The following is a 15,529-nucleotide window of genomic DNA, read 5'->3' as shown; positions in this document are numbered from 1 at the left end:
TTTTTCTTCTCTGTATAAATGGAAAATGCCCCGAGTTGATCGGGGCATTTTTTTTGGTTAGCTGCTGAGTAGCTGGTTTTCACACGGTCTGCGTAGGACCGGCTTCAGCCGGGAAGGGGCCGGTCTGGGCACTAGCAATCCTGCGGCGTGACGCCCGATGTGCTCCCGGCCAAAGCCGGTCCTGCGAAATCAGGTCCGAGCCAATGCATTTTAACCGGCCACAAAAAAGGCGCCCCGAGGGGCGCCTTTTGTCTGCAACTGACTGGATTACTTGCCAGTCCAGCGCTTCATTACCAGGGTGGCGTTGGTGCCGCCAAAGCCGAAGCTGTTGCTCATCACCAGATTCAGCTCGGTGTTTTCGCGGGTCTTGGTCAGGATCGGCATGTCGGCAACGGCTGGGTCCAGCTCGTCGATGTTGGCCGAACCGGCCATGAAGTTGCCTTCCATCATCAGCATGCAATAGATCGCTTCATGAACGCCGGCGGCGCCCAGGGAGTGACCCGACAGGCTCTTGGTGGAGCTGATCGCCGGGGCCTTGTCGCCGAACACTTCACGCACGCCTTCCATTTCCTTGACGTCGCCGACCGGAGTGGAAGTGCCGTGGGTGTTCAGGTAGTCGATGGTGCCATCAACCGTGGACAGCGCCTGCTGCATGCAGCGGATGGCGCCTTCGCCGCTCGGAGCGACCATGTCGTAACCGTCGGACGTGGCGCCGTAGCCAACCAGCTCCGCGTAGATCTTCGCGCCACGGGCGAGAGCGTGTTCCAGCTCCTCGACCACGACCATGCCGCCGCCGCCGGCAATGACGAAACCGTCACGGTCAGCATCGTAGGCACGGGAAGCCTGTTCCGGGGTGTCGTTGCGTTTGCTGGACAGCGCGCCCATGGCGTCGAACAGGAACGACTGGCTCCAGTGCTCCTCTTCGCCACCGCCGGCAAACACGATGTCCTGCTTGCCCATCTGAATCTGTTCCATGGCGGTGCCAATGCAGTGAGCACTGGTGGCGCAGGCAGACGCGATGGAGTAGTTCAGGCCCTTGATCTTGAATGGCGTCGCCAGACACGCCGATACCGTGCTGCTCATGGTGCGGGTCACGCGGTAGGGGCCGACGCGCTTGACGCCTTTCTCGCGCAGGATATCCAGCGCTTCCATCTGGTTCAGCGTCGATGCGCCGCCCGAGCCGGCAATCAGACCGGTACGCGGGTTGGACACCTGCTCTTCGGTCAGGCCGGAGTCGGTGACAGCGTCTTTCATCGCCAGGTAGGCATAGGCAGCGGCGTGGCCCACAAAGCGGAAGATCTTGCGATCGATCAGCTCTTCAAGGTTGAGGTCGATGGAGCCCGACACCTGGCTGCGCAGACCCATTTCGGCGTATTCCGGATTGAAACGGATGCCAGGGCGAGTTGCACGCAGGTTGGCGGAGACGGTGTCTTTGTCATTGCCCAAGCAGGAAACAATGCCCAGACCAGTGATAACGACGCGGCGCATGCGAATACCCTTAGAAATTTTCAGTGGAAGTGAAGACGCCGACACGCAGGCCTTCAGCGGTATAGATTTCACGGCCGTCCACGCTGACCGAACCGTCGGCGATCGCCAGGTTCAGCTTGCCTTTGAGGACGCGCTTGATGTGAATGTTGTAGGTGACCTTCTTGGCAGTCGGCAGGACCTGGCCGAAGAATTTCACTTCACCCGAGCCCAGTGCGCGACCGCGGCCCGGCAGGCCTTGCCAGCCCAGGAAGAAGCCGACCAGTTGCCACATGGCGTCGAGGCCCAGGCAACCTGGCATCACCGGGTCACCTTCGAAGTGACAGGCGAAGAACCACAGGTCCGGGGTGATATCGAGTTCGGCGACCAATTCACCTTTGCCGAACTTGCCGCCTTCTTCACTGATGTGGGTGATGCGATCAACCATCAGCATGTTGGGGGCGGGCAATTGCGCGTTACCTGGGCCGAACAGCTCGCCGCGACTGCAGCGCAGCAGGTCTTCCCGGGTAAAGGCGTTTTGTTTGGTCATGCGAGCTCCTCGATAATCCTGTGCGGCAGGGTGTGGCGTTACGTACCCAATCTGGCCAGCGGGTCATCCCTCTGCTGGCAGCCTACTCATAGACTATTGCGTTGTAGTGAAAGTCACAGCACGGGTGAAATGAATGTACACCTGTGCACTGAAATTTTTCGTCCGCGCGTTGGCGTGGGTCGAATCGGCACACAAGACTGCCGGAATTTATCATTTACCGCCAGTCGCAGGTGGCTTAATGGTCAGCCAACGCTGCAAAACCTGCTGTAAATCAGTACGTTTGAACGGCTTGGCCAGGTAATCGTTCATTCCGGCTTGCAGACAAATGTCCCGGTCGCCGTGCTGAGCGTTGGCGGTCAGGGCAATGATGGGCAGCGTCGTCAGCCCCGGCAGCAGTCGGATTCGGCGCGTCGCCTCGTAGCCATCCATGACCGGCAGCCGGCAATCCATCAGGATCAGCGCGAAGCGCTCCCGACTGGCTATGTTCACCGCTTCAAGGCCATCCGCCGCCACGCTCACCTGCAAACCCAGGCTGCGCAGCATTGCCTCGACCACCGTGCGGTTCACCGGGTTGTCCTCGACCAGCAACACGCAGGCATCGCGGCTCTGGGGCAATTCAGCCACGGCGCCTGATGCGGGTTCGATCACCGGCTGTTGAACCCGCTGCAGCGGGATTTGCAGCTGGAACACCGAGCCCAGTCCCTCGCTGCTCTGCGCCTGCAGCGACCCGCCCATGCGTTCGGCCAGATTGCGCGCAATGGGCAGGCCCAGGCCAGTGCCGCCGTAGCGTCGGGAGATGGAGTTGTCCGCTTGCTGAAACGCGTCGAACATCGATTCCAGCAGGTCGGGAGAAATCCCGATGCCGCTGTCGCGTACCGCGCAGGTAAACCGAACGTGGTGCGGGTCGGCGAGGGTGAAGCCTGCCTCGACGCGCACGCTGCCACATTCGGTGAATTTCAGCGCATTGCCGATCAGGTTGACCAGGATCTGCCGGATGCGCGTAGGGTCGCCGGTCACCTGCAACGCCTCCATCGAAGGCGGTAACTCCAGTTCCAGTGCCAGACCGCGCTGCTGCGCGTTGTGGGCAAACGCCTGAACCGAGGTGCTGATCAGGTCGGCGAGGTTGAATGGAATGCTTTCCAGCTCCAGCGCATCGCGTTCGAAGCGGGAGAAATCCAGAATGTCGTTGATAACGCGCAGCAGGTGTTCGGTGGATTCCATGGCCAGCGCGGCGTATTCGGCCTGCTCATCGGTCATCTTCGTGGTTTCCATCAACTGCAGCATACCCAGCACGCCATTCATGGGCGTGCGCAGCTCGTGGCTCATCATGGCCAGGAATTCGGACTTGGCATTATTGGCGCGTTCGGCTTCTTCGCGGGTGCGGATGAGCTCGTCCATCGCTTGCTTCTGCTCGCGGCTGGCCTTCTCCAGGCCCAAAGCCAGATTGTTGATGTGCCGCGCCAGATCGCCCAGCTCGGCATCATCTGCAACGGGCAGCGGCGCCGAGTAATCGCCACGCTGGATGGCCTTCACCGCCGCGCTCATGGCGCTGATCGGCTGGGACAGGCTTAGCGACAGACGTCTGGCCAGCATGTAAGTAAACAGAAGGGCGAACATCGCCAGCACACCCGCTTTCAGCAGTATCTCCTGCTCGCGCTGATTAAAGGCATCACTGGACATGCCCACCAGCACCCGTCCCAGATAGCCTTCGACCGGCACGCTGATGGCGTTATCGGAAACGGCCTTATTGGCATCCTCGATCGGCTGTGCAGATCGGGCTGGCTGCAGGCGGATGGGCGCCTGGAACACTTCCATCTGCCGCGAATGCCCCTGTTCCGCGGCGGGTTCGACATGAACGAGTACCTTTCCGGCACTGTCGCGCACTTCGAGAAAACGCACGTGGGGCGTGTTCATCGTGGCGTTCATGAGGTTTTCGAGCACCGCGTTATTGCCGACGATGACGCCGTACTCCGAGGCGGGGGCCAGCTGGTTGGCGATGAGTTGCCCGGTGTGATTGAGCTCCTGTCGCAGGTCCTGAATCCGCACCACGGTGAAGAAGCTGATCAGCAACAAGGTCAGTAATAACGCCGGGCCCAGGCTGAGGATCTGCGTCCGGGTGCTGATGTTCCAGCCGCGTTGAGCCGTCACGAGGGGGTTCCGGCGGTCTGCGCCCGGAGGGTTTGCCGATGTTCAGGCATGGCGAAGCCTGACGGGGGACGGGCGGTGGACGCTTGGTGTCATGTGACGGATCTCTTCGGGAGCACCCTGACGATAGCTCATCGGCGCCATTGAGGAATTTTCATCTCAGGGACGCATCTTAACCGAGCTGTGGGCAATTTCCTCGGCAAGAGTGGGGGATGGCCTGTAAGTTCGTGGGGTCACCTTTTGCCGCTGGCCGCGAGCCTGGGGCTCCGTATAATGCCTGCATCGCCAGATGTGATGGCCCTGAATGGATTGTTTTATGACCCAGCAGCAACCAATGGCGGTCCTTGGCGGCGGCAGCTTCGGGACCGCAGTGGCCAATCTGTTGGCCGGCAATGGTCATCGGGTGACGCAGTGGATGCGCGATCCGGAGCAGGCCGAGGCGATTCGCGTCAATCGCGAGAACCCGCGCTACCTCAATGGCATCAAGGTGCTCGAAGGCGTTGAGCCGGTCACTGACCTGCACGCCACGTTGCAAGACAGTCAACTGGTTTTCGTCGCGTTGCCGTCCAGTGCCCTGCGTGGCGTACTGACCCCGCACGTCGACCTGCTCGCGGGGAAAATGCTGGTCAGCCTGACCAAGGGCATCGAGGCCGACACCTTCAAGCTCATGAGCGAGATCCTTGAGGACATCGCGCCCGCTGCGCGAATCGGCGTGTTGTCCGGCCCCAACCTGGCCCGCGAAATCGCCGAGCACGCCCTGACCGCCACGGTGGTCGCCAGCGAAGATGAGGACCTCTGTCAGCAGGTTCAGGCTGCGCTGCACGGCCGCACGTTCCGCGTGTACGCCAGCGCCGACCGTTTTGGCGTGGAGCTGGGCGGCGCGCTCAAAAACGTCTACGCCATCATCGCCGGTATGGCGGTGGCGCTGAACATGGGCGAGAACACCAAAAGCATGCTGATCACTCGCGCGCTGGCGGAAATGACCCGTTTTGCGGTCAGTCAGGGCGCCAATCCCATGACTTTCCTGGGCCTTGCCGGGGTCGGCGATCTGATCGTCACCTGCTCCTCGCCGAAGAGCCGCAATTACCAGGTCGGTTTTGCCCTGGGGCAGGGCCTGAGCCTCGACGAAGCGGTGACCCGGCTGGGTGAAGTCGCCGAGGGCGTCAACACGCTCAAGGTGCTGAAGACCAAAGCGCAGGAGTTGCAGGTTTACATGCCGCTGGTGGCCGGGCTGCACGCCATTCTGTTCGAGGGCCGCACGCTGGAGCAGGTCATCGAGCTGCTGATGCGCGCCGAGCCCAAGACCGACGTCGATTTCATTTCAACCAGTGGTTTCAACTGATCCCCACACGGAGAAGCTCTTGAACGAATCAAAACTCAAGCAACACGAATCGATCCTGCTGCGCATCCTGTGGATGGTGCTGTTTGTGCTGGTCTGGCAGGTGGCGGAAGTGGTTCTGGCGGTGGCCGTCCTGGTGCAGCTGGTTTACCGGCTTTTCAACGGCGCCCCGAGCCTCAGCGTGATGTCATTTGGCGACAGTCTGAGCCAGTACCTGGCGCAGATAGGCCGCTTCGGCACCTTCCACACCGATCAGAAGCCGTGGCCGTTCGCCGATTGGCCAACGCCGCGTGCGCCTGAAGGCGAGGCGCCACACGTTGTCACGGTCAAGCCGCAACCGGCGCCTTCTGCTCCGCAACCCGCTGCAGCCACGCCGTCTCCGGCACCCGTGACGCCGCAGCCGGTTCCTGCTGCGACGCCACCGGTTTCCGACACGCCGCAACCTGGCTCCGAAACCCCGCCGGTGGTTCCCGACACCTCGCCCGCGGCTGCCGACACATCGCCATCCGCACCGGTTACGCCGCCGTCCACGCCGGGCGAAGGGCCAAAACTGTGAAGGTCTGGATTCTGCGCCATGGCGAGGCGAAACCTCAGGCCCCTACGGACGCCGAGCGGGAGCTGACCGCCAATGGTCGCGAAGAGGTTTTGCGCAGTGCCGCTCACCTGATGGGGCAGCCCGTGCAGCGGATCATCGCGAGCCCGTATGTGCGTGCGCAACAGACCGCCGAGTTGGTCCGTCAAGCGCTTGGGTTCACGGAGGCCATCGTGACCGTGCCGTGGCTGACGCCCGACTGCAATCCGCACAAGGTGCTCGAGCAACTGAGTGCGTACAGTGCGGAGAATGTCTTGCTGGTCAGTCATCAACCGTTGGTGGGCACGTTGATCGGGCTGGCGGTACATGGCTCGTTGCAGCAGGCGCAACCGATGCACACCGCCAGTCTTGCTCAGCTTGAGGCGGATTTGCCGCTTGCTGGCGCGATGGAACTGGTGGATGTTCGGCACGCTGAATGATGGCAGCGGTGAGCGGTTGTCAGCGCTCCCGGTGTTGAATGAGAGAAGTGGTGCAAACCCTCCAATAACAAGGAAGAACCATGAGTGTATGGCGTAGCCCTCCGGATCTTGACGCGCTTAATACGAAGCAGAAGAACACCATCGGTGAGGTGCTGGATATTCGGTTTGAGGCGGTCGACGATCTGTCTCTGACGGCGAGCATGGCGGTGGATGAGCGCACTCATCAGCCTTACGGTTTGTTGCACGGCGGCGCCTCGGTGGTGCTGGCGGAGACGGTGGGTTCTACGGCCAGTTATCTGGTGATTGATACGGATCGGTTTTTTTGTGTAGGGATTGAGGTCAACGCGAACCACTTGCGCGGGGTCCGCAGTGGGCGGGTGACGGCGGTGGCGCACCCGGTGCATATCGGGCGCACGACCCATGTCTGGGATATTCGTTTGACGACGGAGGATGGCAAGGCCTGTTGCATTTCCCGGTTGACCGTGGCGGTAGTGCCCCATGGTGAGCAGCCTCCCGGGCGGTGATGGTTGAGGCGTTTGACGCCAAGATCAAGAGCGTCGGCCTAACGGCCTCGGGTTTCGCCTTCGGCGAGTTACTTGGAAAGGCACCCCAAGTAACCAAGGGTGCTTGCTCCTGGTTTGGCCCCTCCTGCGTCGGGGTTCCTTCACTCCGGTCTCGCTCCGTGGGCCCGCGCCGAACGGACATCCATGTCCGCAACGGCGCTCACGCCGCATCCCTGCGGCTCGGCCCACTGCGCGAGACCTGCGTTCAGCCTGCACCCAAGTCGCGTTTCGTGGTGTCCTGGCTTTTTGCGTATGAAGATCAAAAGCAGATCAAGGGCTTCCCGGCTGAAGCCGGTCCTACAATCGGAGTCGTAGCCACTCCCGCGGGGTGCACGCGCCGCTGTTAGTGGGACCGGCTTTAGCCGGGAAGAGGCCAGTCCAGGCGCCGGTATTTCCTGAGCTCTAACATCTGATCGTTCCAAGCTTCAAGGGGACTGATTTATTTACAGCGCTTCACCGTAAATCAATCTGTCCCCGGTGTACCGAGATTGCAAAACTCGCCGCCGAACTCTCGACACCCGAGAAGACCAAGGCGAGTGCGGGCGAAACTGCACTGAGCCGATGGCTGGCGCGTATCTACGACGACCAGTCGCTCAACAATGTCGAGTTTCAGCAATTGCGTGATGAGGCTGATCGCAGGCTGGACGCGTTGAAGGAGCTGTATCCGGAAAGTGATGGTCTGGGCACTTTTCAGAAAGCCGCAGATGACGCCGTGCAGCAGATGCAGGTGGGGATTTTGAGTTTTAAAAAGAGGCACTTGCCCGAGGAGGCAAAGGCAAACATTCAGGAGGCGTACGCCTTCCAGGTCGCCTATATTCAGGCGTGTCTGGACCGTTTCACACAGATGCTCTGAGCCGGTTGGACCTGCGGCTCGGCGCCACTGCGCGAGACCTCCGTTCAGCGTGCACCCAAGTCGCGATTGGTGGTGTATGGGCGTTTTGCGTAGGAAGATCAAAAGCAGATCAAGGGCTTCCCGGCTGAAGCCGGTCCTACGGTCGGGATGAGTGCTACTCCGGCGTGATGCACGCTCTGCTTTTCGTGGGACCGGCTTTAGCCGGGAAGAAGCCAGTCCAGACGCCGGTATTCCTGAGCTCTGACACCTGATCGTTCCCACGCTCCGCGTGGGAATGCCACGCCTTACGCCTTCCCGGCTAAAGCCGGTCCCACTTTATCGTTCAAACGCACCCTATAAACACGCCCATGACCGGAGTGGCCTCATCGATGGCAGTTCCGGTCATTGCCGCCCCTGTCGGGCGGTGCGCACAATCGCGGCTTGTTCTGGTTGCTCTGGGTGCGTCGGCATGGCTCAACTTCTGTTTTTCGCTCACGCCAATGGCTTCCCGTCGGGCACGTACGGCAAGTTGTTCGCGGCGCTCGGGCCTGAGTTCGAGATTCGGCATCTGGAGCAGCATGCCCACAACCCGCAATTTCCGGTGACGGACAACTGGCCGGAGCTGGTGGATGAGTTGATCCATCATGTGCGCGAGCAGCCTGAACCGGTGTGGGGTGTGGGCCATTCTCTCGGCGGTGTGCTGCATTATCACGCGGCGTTGCGTCATCCTGAGTTGTACCGGGGCGTTGTCATGCTTGATTCGCCAGTGCTGACGCGGTTCGATCAGTGGATGATTCGCGCGGCCAAGCGCTTTGGCTTCATTGATCGCATCACGCCCGCAGGCCGGACCTTGGGGCGCCGGGAGGTGTTCAGCAGCGTTGAGACGGCCCGGGAATACTTTGCCGGCAAGTCGCTGTTCCGGCGTTTCGATCCCGAGTGCTTCGAGGCGTATCTGCGCCACGGGTTGCAGGCCGATGGCGACGGGTTGCGCCTGCGTTTCGATCCCGCCACCGAAATCAGCATCTACCGTAGCGTGCCCCACACCAGCCCCGGCCTTGCCCGTCAGTTGCGGGTGCCGTTGGCGATGGTGCGCGGTGAGAGCAGCGATGTGGTGCGTCGCCACCATGCGCTGTCAGTCAAAAGCATGCGCGAGGGCGTGTATCTTTCCGTGCCCGGCGGGCATATGTTCCCGCTCGAACATCCCGAGGACACCGCCCACATGCTCAAAACGCTGTTTTCCCGCTGGACGGCCGGCGCTGACGGCGCAACTGCAATGCCAGACGCAGACGCCGCGCTTGAACGAGCACGCGCATGACCTGCTCGGTAGAAGAAATCCGCCTGAGCCTGCCCCATATTGAACTGGCGGCTCATCTGTTTGGTCCCCAGGACGGCATTCCGGTAATTGCGTTGCATGGCTGGCTGGACAACGCCAACAGCTTCGCGCGCCTGGCGCCCAGGCTTGAAGGGCTGCGGATTCTGGCGCTGGACATGGCCGGGCATGGTCACTCCGACCACCGTCCGCCAGGTTCGGCCTATGGTTTGCCGGACTATGCCCACGATGTGTTGCAGGTGGCGGGGCAGATGGGCTGGGAGCGGTTTTCCCTGCTGGGTCATTCGTTGGGGGCGATCATTTCGGTGATCGTCGCGGCGGCTGTCCCCGAGCGGGTGAGTCGTCTGGCCTTGATCGACGGCCTGGTGCCGCCAGTGGGCGAGCCGGAGTCTGTCGTCGAACGAATGGGTGCGGCGCTGAAGGCGCAATTGACCCAGCAGAGCAAGCGCAAGCCGGTCTATTCGGACATGGACCGGGCAGTAGAGGCGCGGATGAAAGGCATGGTCGCGGTCAGTCGCGAGGCCGCCGAGCTGTTGGCCCAGCGTGGCTTGATGCCGGTGCCAGGTGGTTACACCTGGCGCAGCGACAGCCGGCTGACATTGCCCTCGGCGATTCGTCTCACGCGAGCGCAGGCGCTGTCTTTCGTCGCGGCGGTGCGCTGCCCGGCGCATTTGATCGTTGCCGAGGAGGGCATGCTGGCGCAGAACCGGGAGCTGCTGGCCAGCGTTCCTTTTACGGTGACGTCCTTACCGGGCGGGCACCATCTGCACCTCAACGATGAGGCGGGTGCGCGCTCTGTTGCAGACTGTTTCAATCGCTTCTTCGCCGTTCCTTGACTTGCGACCTGCAACTGCCGAGGCTGGGGCAGTTGAAACAGGAGACTGCAAGATGGACCACTGCCCACGCCTCACCGTTTTATTTTCATGCTCGCCGCGCGTTGTCGCGGCTTTGTTTTGCCTGCCGATTGCCCTGCCATGAGCGCATCCATCACGTTCACCCATGCGCTGGCTCTGACGTTGCTGCTCACCGGGCTCAGCGCCGTTACCCAGGCGGCTGACGTTCCCGGCAGTCAGGACTTGCCCAATCTGCCGCGACTGGAAGACGCGGAAATCGTCGATTATCGGCCTGCCGTTGAGCTGGAACGCATCTACCCGCTGGGCTCGATCCGCAAGATCAGCGGCCAGCTGCGCTTCGACGGGCAGGTGGCCGGGCGCGGCAACGTTACCGCCATCACCTACCAATTACCGGTCGAGCACAGCGCCGACGAAGCGTTCACCGCCGCCCGTGAAGCGCTGCAGCAGCAGGGCGCGCAGTTGCTGTTCTGGTGCCAGGCGCGGGATTGCGGCGAAAGCAGCCTGTGGGCCAACGAGGTGTTCGGCAACGCCAAGCTGTATGGCGCCGACAACGGCCAGTCCTATTTGCTGCTGCGCCTGGCCGTCCCGGCGGACAACACCCTCGTGGCGTTGTACGGCATCACCCGTGGCAACCGCCGTGCGTTCCTGCACGTCGAGCAATTTCAATCGGGCACGCCGCTGGGGGAGTTGCTGCCGACGTCCGCGACCCTGTTGCGCGAGCTGAAAAGCACCGGCGAGCTGGAGCTGCCGATGCTGACCGCAGAGCCGCAGGAGCCCTGGATCACCTTGCTGTCACGGGGTTTGAATCTGGACAGTACCTTGCGCGTGACGCTGTCCGGAGATCAGCGTGAGGCATGGCGCCAGGCGCTGGTGGGCAAAGGCGTGCGGGCTGCACGGCTGGAAGCGGGCGATCGGAAAGAACCCGGCCTGACCCTCGAACTCATCCGCTGAGGCGGGCTCTATTCCTGTCTTGAAAAACTGACTTGGCTGTCGGCATAGGGCGGGCTGCGTGCCAGGCCACCCTGTTCGCCGGTATGCTCAGCGGATTCGACCCCTCTTTTGCGGAATGACCGATGTTCAATAACGATCGCCTTCTGGTGCAGATTCTCCTGCTCGCGCTGCTGGGCGCCTGCCTGTGGGTAATGGCGCCGTTCTGGTCGGCGCTGTTCTGGGGCGCGGTGCTGGCGTTCGCCAGTTGGCCGCTGATGCGTCTGCTGACCCGTGCGCTCAAGGGGCGGGAATCCCTCGCGGCGGCGATGCTGACCCTGGGCTGGATGGTGCTGGTGCTCGCGCCGCTGGTCTGGCTGGGCTTCAATCTGGCGGATCACGTGCGCGACGCAACGGCGTTCGTCAAGGACGTGCAAGTGGACGGGCTGCCCGATCCACCTACCTGGCTGGCGGGCGTTCCGCTGGTGGGCGAGCGGCTGGTGGGTTACTGGAACACCATCGACCAACAGGGCGCGGCGTTGCTGGTCAGCGTCCGGCCTTATCTGGGTCAGGTCGGCAACTGGCTGCTGGCGCGCAGTGCGCAAATCGGCGGCGGCATTCTTGAGCTGACCCTGAGCATCGTCTTCGTGTTCTTTTTCTACCGCGACGGGCCCCGCGTGGCGGCGTTCGTGCTCAGTCTGCTGGAGCGGCTGATCGGCGATCGGGCGCAGTATTACCTCGATCTGGTGGCTGGCACGGTGCAGCGAGTGGTCAATGGCGTTATTGGCACGGCGGCGGCGCAGGCCGTGCTGGCCTTGATCGGCTTCCTGATTGCCGGCGTGCCGGGTGCGTTGGTGCTGGGCATCGGGACCTTCCTGCTGAGCCTTGTGCCCATGGGCCCTCCGTTGATCTGGATACCGGCCACGGCGTGGCTGGCCTGGAGAGGCGATTACGGCATGGCAATTTTTCTCGGCCTGTGGGGCACGTTCATCGTCAGTGGCGTCGATAACGTGCTCAAGCCGTATCTGATCAGCCGCGGCGGGAATTTGCCGTTGGTGATTGTCTTGCTGGGTGTGTTTGGCGGGCTGCTGGCATTCGGCTTCATCGGTCTGTTCATCGGCCCGACGCTGCTGGCGGTGGCCTACAGCTTGCTGCTGGACTGGGTCGCAGATAATCGCGCGCGGCAGCCGGTCAAGTAAATCGAAGCGCACAAAAAAACCGCCACCGGGCTGAGCTCGGGGGCGGTTTTTTTTCGTCAGGCCGAGGTGCTGACGTATTTGCCGGACGTGGCGCTGCCATTGAGGTTGTAGCGGTCACTGAGGGCCGCAATCATGCGGTTCAGTGCCTCAGTGGGCTGGGTGGTGGTGTGCGAAGTGGATGTTTGCGTCGAGGCGGTCTGGCTGCTGGAGGACGAGGCGCTGGCGGAATTCGTCGTGCCCTGCAAGGCGCTGGTCAGTTCGGCGGCAGTGATGCTGCCGTCACTGTCGCTGTCCAGGCTGCTGAACAGGTCGCTGGTGTCTTGCGCAGACTGCGGAGGTGGCGGTTGTTGGGTCTGCAGGCTGGCGGTCAGTTCGTCGAGGCTGACGGTGCCGTCCTTGTTGGTGTCCAGGGCATCGAACACTTTATTGCTGTCGGCGCTGCTGTCTGAACTGCTCAACGCCGTGGTCAGTTCAGCGCTGCTCACCGTCCCGTCGCCGTCGCTGTCCAGCGCACTCAGCAGGTTCTGCGCGTCGTCCTCCGCGGAGCTGGCGTCCATTTGCATCGGCGGAGGCGGCGGTGGCGTCAGTGCGGCCAGTTCGTCGGCGTCGAGGCTGTCGTCGTCATTGCTGTCGAGATCGCCGAACGCCTTGCTCAGGCTGACGGTGATGCCGTCATTGGAATCCGACGAAAGCGCCGAGCTCAGCTCGTCCTTGTCGACGCTGCCGTCACTGTTGGCGTCGAGTTTCTTCAGTAAATCGTCGGCAAACTTGTTGCTGTTGGCGGTGCTGGCGGTGTTGGTGGTGCTGTTCGTGCTGGCACTGGTGTAACTGGAATAACGGCTGCTGCCGCTGACGCCTGTGATCATCGGACTGACTCCCCATCAGATGGATAATGCCGGGGCGGTGCTCCGGCTTATGCAGCGTCCGGGCAAGGCGTGTCGTGGGTGTGTTGGGTTTGTACCGGCGAGCGTACGTCAGCGGTTGCGCCAGGCTTCGCTCAGTGGGACCTGCTTCAGTCGGGAAGAGGCCAGTCCGAACACCGTCATATTTGCGGTGTGACGCCTGACGAATTCCCGGCTAAAGCCGGTCCTACACTAAGTTCGATCGCCAGCACCACCGAACGCACCCGGTCCCATCGCTTATGGCGAGGTCGGGTCAGGTTCGCGGCAGATCCAGCACGGCGGTCAAACCGCCGCCGCGTGTTTGTTCGAGGCGCAGGTCGCCGCCCATTCGGCGTGCGGCTTCCCGGGCGATGGTCATGCCGATGCCGACACCACCCGAGTTGCGATTGCGCGAACTCTCGACGCGATAGAAGGGCTCGAACACCACTTCACGCAGGTCTTCGGGAATACCGGGGCCGTGATCAATGACGCTGACCCGCAGGCGATCGCTGGCGTCTTCGATCTCCACCCGCGCATGCCCGGCGTAACGCAGGGCGTTGTCGATGAGGTTGTTCAGGCACGAACGCAGGGCCATGGGCTGGGATCTCAGCGGCCGGCAGGTGCCGCTCGCCTGGATGTCGTCGCCGTTGTCCTGGGCGTTTTCCGCCAGGGATTCGATGAGCGCCTGCACGTCGAAATACTGCAGCGCTTCGCTGGTGCGCTGTTCGTTGAGGTAGGTCAGGGTCGCGTCGAGCATGCCGATCATGTCGTTGAGGTCCTGGCTCATCTGCCCGTGCAGCCGCGGTTCGTCGATCTGCTCGACCCGCAGTTTCAGGCGCGCGAGGGGCGTGCGCAGGTCATGGGAGACGGCGGCGAGCATGCGCCCGCGCTGTCGCACCTGTTCGCGAATGCGTTCCTGCATCAGGTTGAACGCCTGCGCCGCCTGACGTGCCTCGCGCGGGCCATTGGCGGCCAGCGGCGGGCTGTCGAGGTTTTCGCTGAGGCGCTCGGCGGCTTCGCTCAATCGGCGGATCGGCCGGCTCAGGGCCTTGGCGCCGAACCAGGCGGCGAGCACCAGGCTGATCAGCTGGAACAACAAGGGCACCAGCGGGATGCCGAGCAGTGGCGGGCGACAACGCGGAGGATAAGGGCGCCGGTCATCCTCGTCGGTTGCAGCGTTGCGTTCGGGTGGCGGCTGCATCTGGCTGGCCATGGGCCGGTCGCAGTTGGGCGGAGGCGGCATGCGCGGCCCGTAGTAGTGAAACCAGACGAACGCCAGCAGGTGGGCGAGGACGATCGCCAGCAGCGCCCCGCCAAACAGCCGGGCAAACAGGGTGTCGGCCGAGCGGATCAACCAATCTCCCGGGCGTCGAACATGTAGCCTTCGCCGCGCACGGTTTTGATCAGTTGCGGCGATTTCGGGTCATCGCCGAGCTTCTGGCGCAGGCGCGAGACGAGCAGGTCGATGCTGCGATCAAACGCTTCGATGGAGCGGCCGCGGGCTGCATCGAGCAGTTGTTCGCGGTTGAGCACGCGGCGCGGCCGTTCGAGGAAGACTCTCAGCAGGCGGAATTCGGCGTTGGACAAGGGCACGACGAGGCCGTCCGGCGCGGTCAGTTGGCGCAGGACGCTGTTCAGGCGCCAGTTGTCGAAGCGCAGGGTGGTGCGTTCTTCGGTGCGGTCGTCGCGCACGCGGCGCAGGATGGTCTGGATGCGGGCGACGAGTTCGCGTGGCTCGAAGGGTTTGGCCATGTAGTCGTCGGCGCCCAGTTCCAGGCCGATGATGCGGTCGGTGGGTTCGCAGCGGGCGGTGAGCATGAGGATGGGGATGTCGGAGGTGCTGCGCAGCCAGCGGCAGAGGGAGAGGCCGTCTTCGCCGGGGAGCATGAGGTCGAGGACGACGACGTCGTAGGTGTCTTCGGTGAGGGCCAGGCGCATGGCGTTGCCGTCGGTGACGCCGGTGCTGTGGATGTTGAAGCGGGCGAGGTAGTCGCAGAGCAGTTCGCGGATGGGGATGTCGTCGTCGACGATGAGGGCGCGGGTGTTCCAGCGGCGCTCTTCGCTCGGCGCGGTGGCGGTGGGGCTGTCGGGTGTTGTCTGCATGGTGCTGCCGCCGTGTGGTGCCGCCGATTGGGCCGCGGGTAGGAGTCGACGCTGCCATGCTACTTCGCTGGCGAGCGGGGCGGAAGGGTGAGGGGGGCAGGTGTCGGTGGATTGTCTTGAATGTATCAAGACCGGTACATCGGCGGTGTGGCTCAGAACGATCAGAAGCGTCGGCCTAACGGCCTCGGGTTTCGCCTTCGGCGAGTTACTTGGAAAAGCACCCCAAGTAACCAAGGGTGCTTGCTCCTGGTTGGGCCCCTCGTTCCTCGGGGTTCCTTCACTCCGGTCTTGCTCCGTGGGCCCGCGCCGAACGGGCATCCATGCCCTGACG

At 62.8% G+C, this 15,529-nt stretch carries 14 protein-coding genes and 1 pseudogene; 9 read left to right on the top strand and 6 right to left on the bottom strand.

The features are described 5' to 3' along the window. Window positions 1–267 precede the first annotated feature (267 nt). The 3 genes from fabB to QWI18_RS25565 all read right to left on the bottom strand — a co-directional run bounded on the left by fabB (window position 268) and on the right by QWI18_RS25565 (window position 4,162). A complete protein-coding gene (gene fabB, locus QWI18_RS25575; RefSeq protein WP_065986302.1) occupies window positions 268–1,488 on the bottom strand; it encodes a beta-ketoacyl-ACP synthase I in 1,221 nt (406 codons plus the stop codon). Window positions 1,489–1,498: 10 nt separating this feature from the next. Further along, the gene (gene fabA, locus QWI18_RS25570) at window positions 1,499–2,014 is read right to left on the bottom strand and encodes a 3-hydroxyacyl-[acyl-carrier-protein] dehydratase FabA (RefSeq protein ID WP_065986303.1); all 516 of its coding nucleotides are present in this window, start codon (window positions 2,012–2,014) and stop codon (window positions 1,499–1,501) included. A 210-nt stretch (window positions 2,015–2,224) separates the two neighbouring features. Then, window positions 2,225–4,162, bottom strand: a complete 1,938-nt coding sequence (locus QWI18_RS25565) for a response regulator (RefSeq protein ID WP_369320175.1) — start codon at window positions 4,160–4,162, stop codon at window positions 2,225–2,227. Window positions 4,163–4,475: 313 nt separating this feature from the next. Between QWI18_RS25565 and QWI18_RS25560 the strand changes: the two genes are divergently transcribed. The 9 genes and pseudogenes from QWI18_RS25560 (at window position 4,476) to QWI18_RS25520 (ending at window position 12,214) form a co-directional block, all read left to right on the top strand. Continuing rightward, on the top strand, window positions 4,476–5,501 hold the full coding sequence (locus QWI18_RS25560) for an NAD(P)H-dependent glycerol-3-phosphate dehydrogenase (protein ID WP_369320174.1): 1,026 nt from the start codon (window positions 4,476–4,478) through the stop codon (window positions 5,499–5,501). A 19-nt stretch (window positions 5,502–5,520) separates the two neighbouring features. Then, a pseudogene (locus QWI18_RS25555) lies at window positions 5,521–5,820 on the top strand (DUF4389 domain-containing protein); the annotation flags it as partial. Between the two features lie 230 nt (window positions 5,821–6,050). Continuing rightward, a complete protein-coding gene (sixA, locus tag QWI18_RS25550; protein WP_065986306.1) occupies window positions 6,051–6,509 on the top strand; it encodes a phosphohistidine phosphatase SixA in 459 nt (152 codons plus the stop codon). Window positions 6,510–6,589: 80 nt separating this feature from the next. Continuing rightward, entirely contained in the window at window positions 6,590–7,033 is a 444-nt protein-coding gene (locus QWI18_RS25545; protein ID WP_192136105.1) for a hotdog fold thioesterase, read from the top strand. 655 nt (window positions 7,034–7,688) lie between these two features. Continuing rightward, window positions 7,689–7,925, top strand: coding sequence for a hypothetical protein (locus QWI18_RS25540; protein ID WP_369320173.1), 237 nt, complete (start codon window positions 7,689–7,691; stop codon window positions 7,923–7,925). Window positions 7,926–8,373: 448 nt separating this feature from the next. Then, window positions 8,374–9,219, top strand: a complete 846-nt coding sequence (locus QWI18_RS25535) for an alpha/beta fold hydrolase (protein ID WP_369320172.1) — start codon at window positions 8,374–8,376, stop codon at window positions 9,217–9,219. Continuing rightward, complete coding sequence (locus tag QWI18_RS25530; protein WP_192136101.1) at window positions 9,216–10,070, top strand: alpha/beta fold hydrolase; 855 nt, start codon at window positions 9,216–9,218, stop codon at window positions 10,068–10,070. Before QWI18_RS25535 ends, QWI18_RS25530 begins: the two co-directional genes overlap by 4 nt. Before the next feature lie 138 nt (window positions 10,071–10,208). Further along, window positions 10,209–11,039 carry a DUF4892 domain-containing protein gene (locus QWI18_RS25525; protein WP_369320171.1) on the top strand — a complete coding sequence of 277 codons (831 nt, stop codon included), beginning with the start codon at window positions 10,209–10,211 and terminating at the stop codon, window positions 11,037–11,039. 122 nt (window positions 11,040–11,161) lie between these two features. After that, window positions 11,162–12,214: an AI-2E family transporter gene (locus tag QWI18_RS25520; protein WP_369320170.1), complete on the top strand. Its 1,053-nt coding sequence runs from the start codon at window positions 11,162–11,164 to the stop codon at window positions 12,212–12,214. Between the two features lie 56 nt (window positions 12,215–12,270). Here QWI18_RS25520 and xopAW read toward each other — a convergent pair whose 3' ends face one another. The 3 genes from xopAW to QWI18_RS25505 form a co-directional block, all read right to left on the bottom strand. Continuing rightward, the gene (gene xopAW, locus QWI18_RS25515; protein ID WP_369320169.1) at window positions 12,271–13,080 is read right to left on the bottom strand and encodes a XopAW family type III secretion system calcium-binding effector; all 810 of its coding nucleotides are present in this window, start codon (window positions 13,078–13,080) and stop codon (window positions 12,271–12,273) included. A 289-nt stretch (window positions 13,081–13,369) separates the two neighbouring features. Further along, complete coding sequence (locus tag QWI18_RS25510; RefSeq protein WP_369320168.1) at window positions 13,370–14,449, bottom strand: ATP-binding protein; 1,080 nt, start codon at window positions 14,447–14,449, stop codon at window positions 13,370–13,372. Beyond that, complete coding sequence (locus tag QWI18_RS25505) at window positions 14,446–15,198, bottom strand: response regulator (RefSeq protein ID WP_192136169.1); 753 nt, start codon at window positions 15,196–15,198, stop codon at window positions 14,446–14,448. Before QWI18_RS25505 ends, QWI18_RS25510 begins: the two co-directional genes overlap by 4 nt. Window positions 15,199–15,529 lie beyond the last annotated feature (331 nt).

Source organism: Pseudomonas sp. W2Oct36 (genome assembly GCF_041060465.1).
Taxonomy (GTDB): domain Bacteria; phylum Pseudomonadota; class Gammaproteobacteria; order Pseudomonadales; family Pseudomonadaceae; genus Aquipseudomonas; species Aquipseudomonas graminis_B.
The sequence above is the reverse complement of the archived record's forward strand: the minus strand, read 5'-3'. Positions and strand labels throughout refer to the sequence as shown.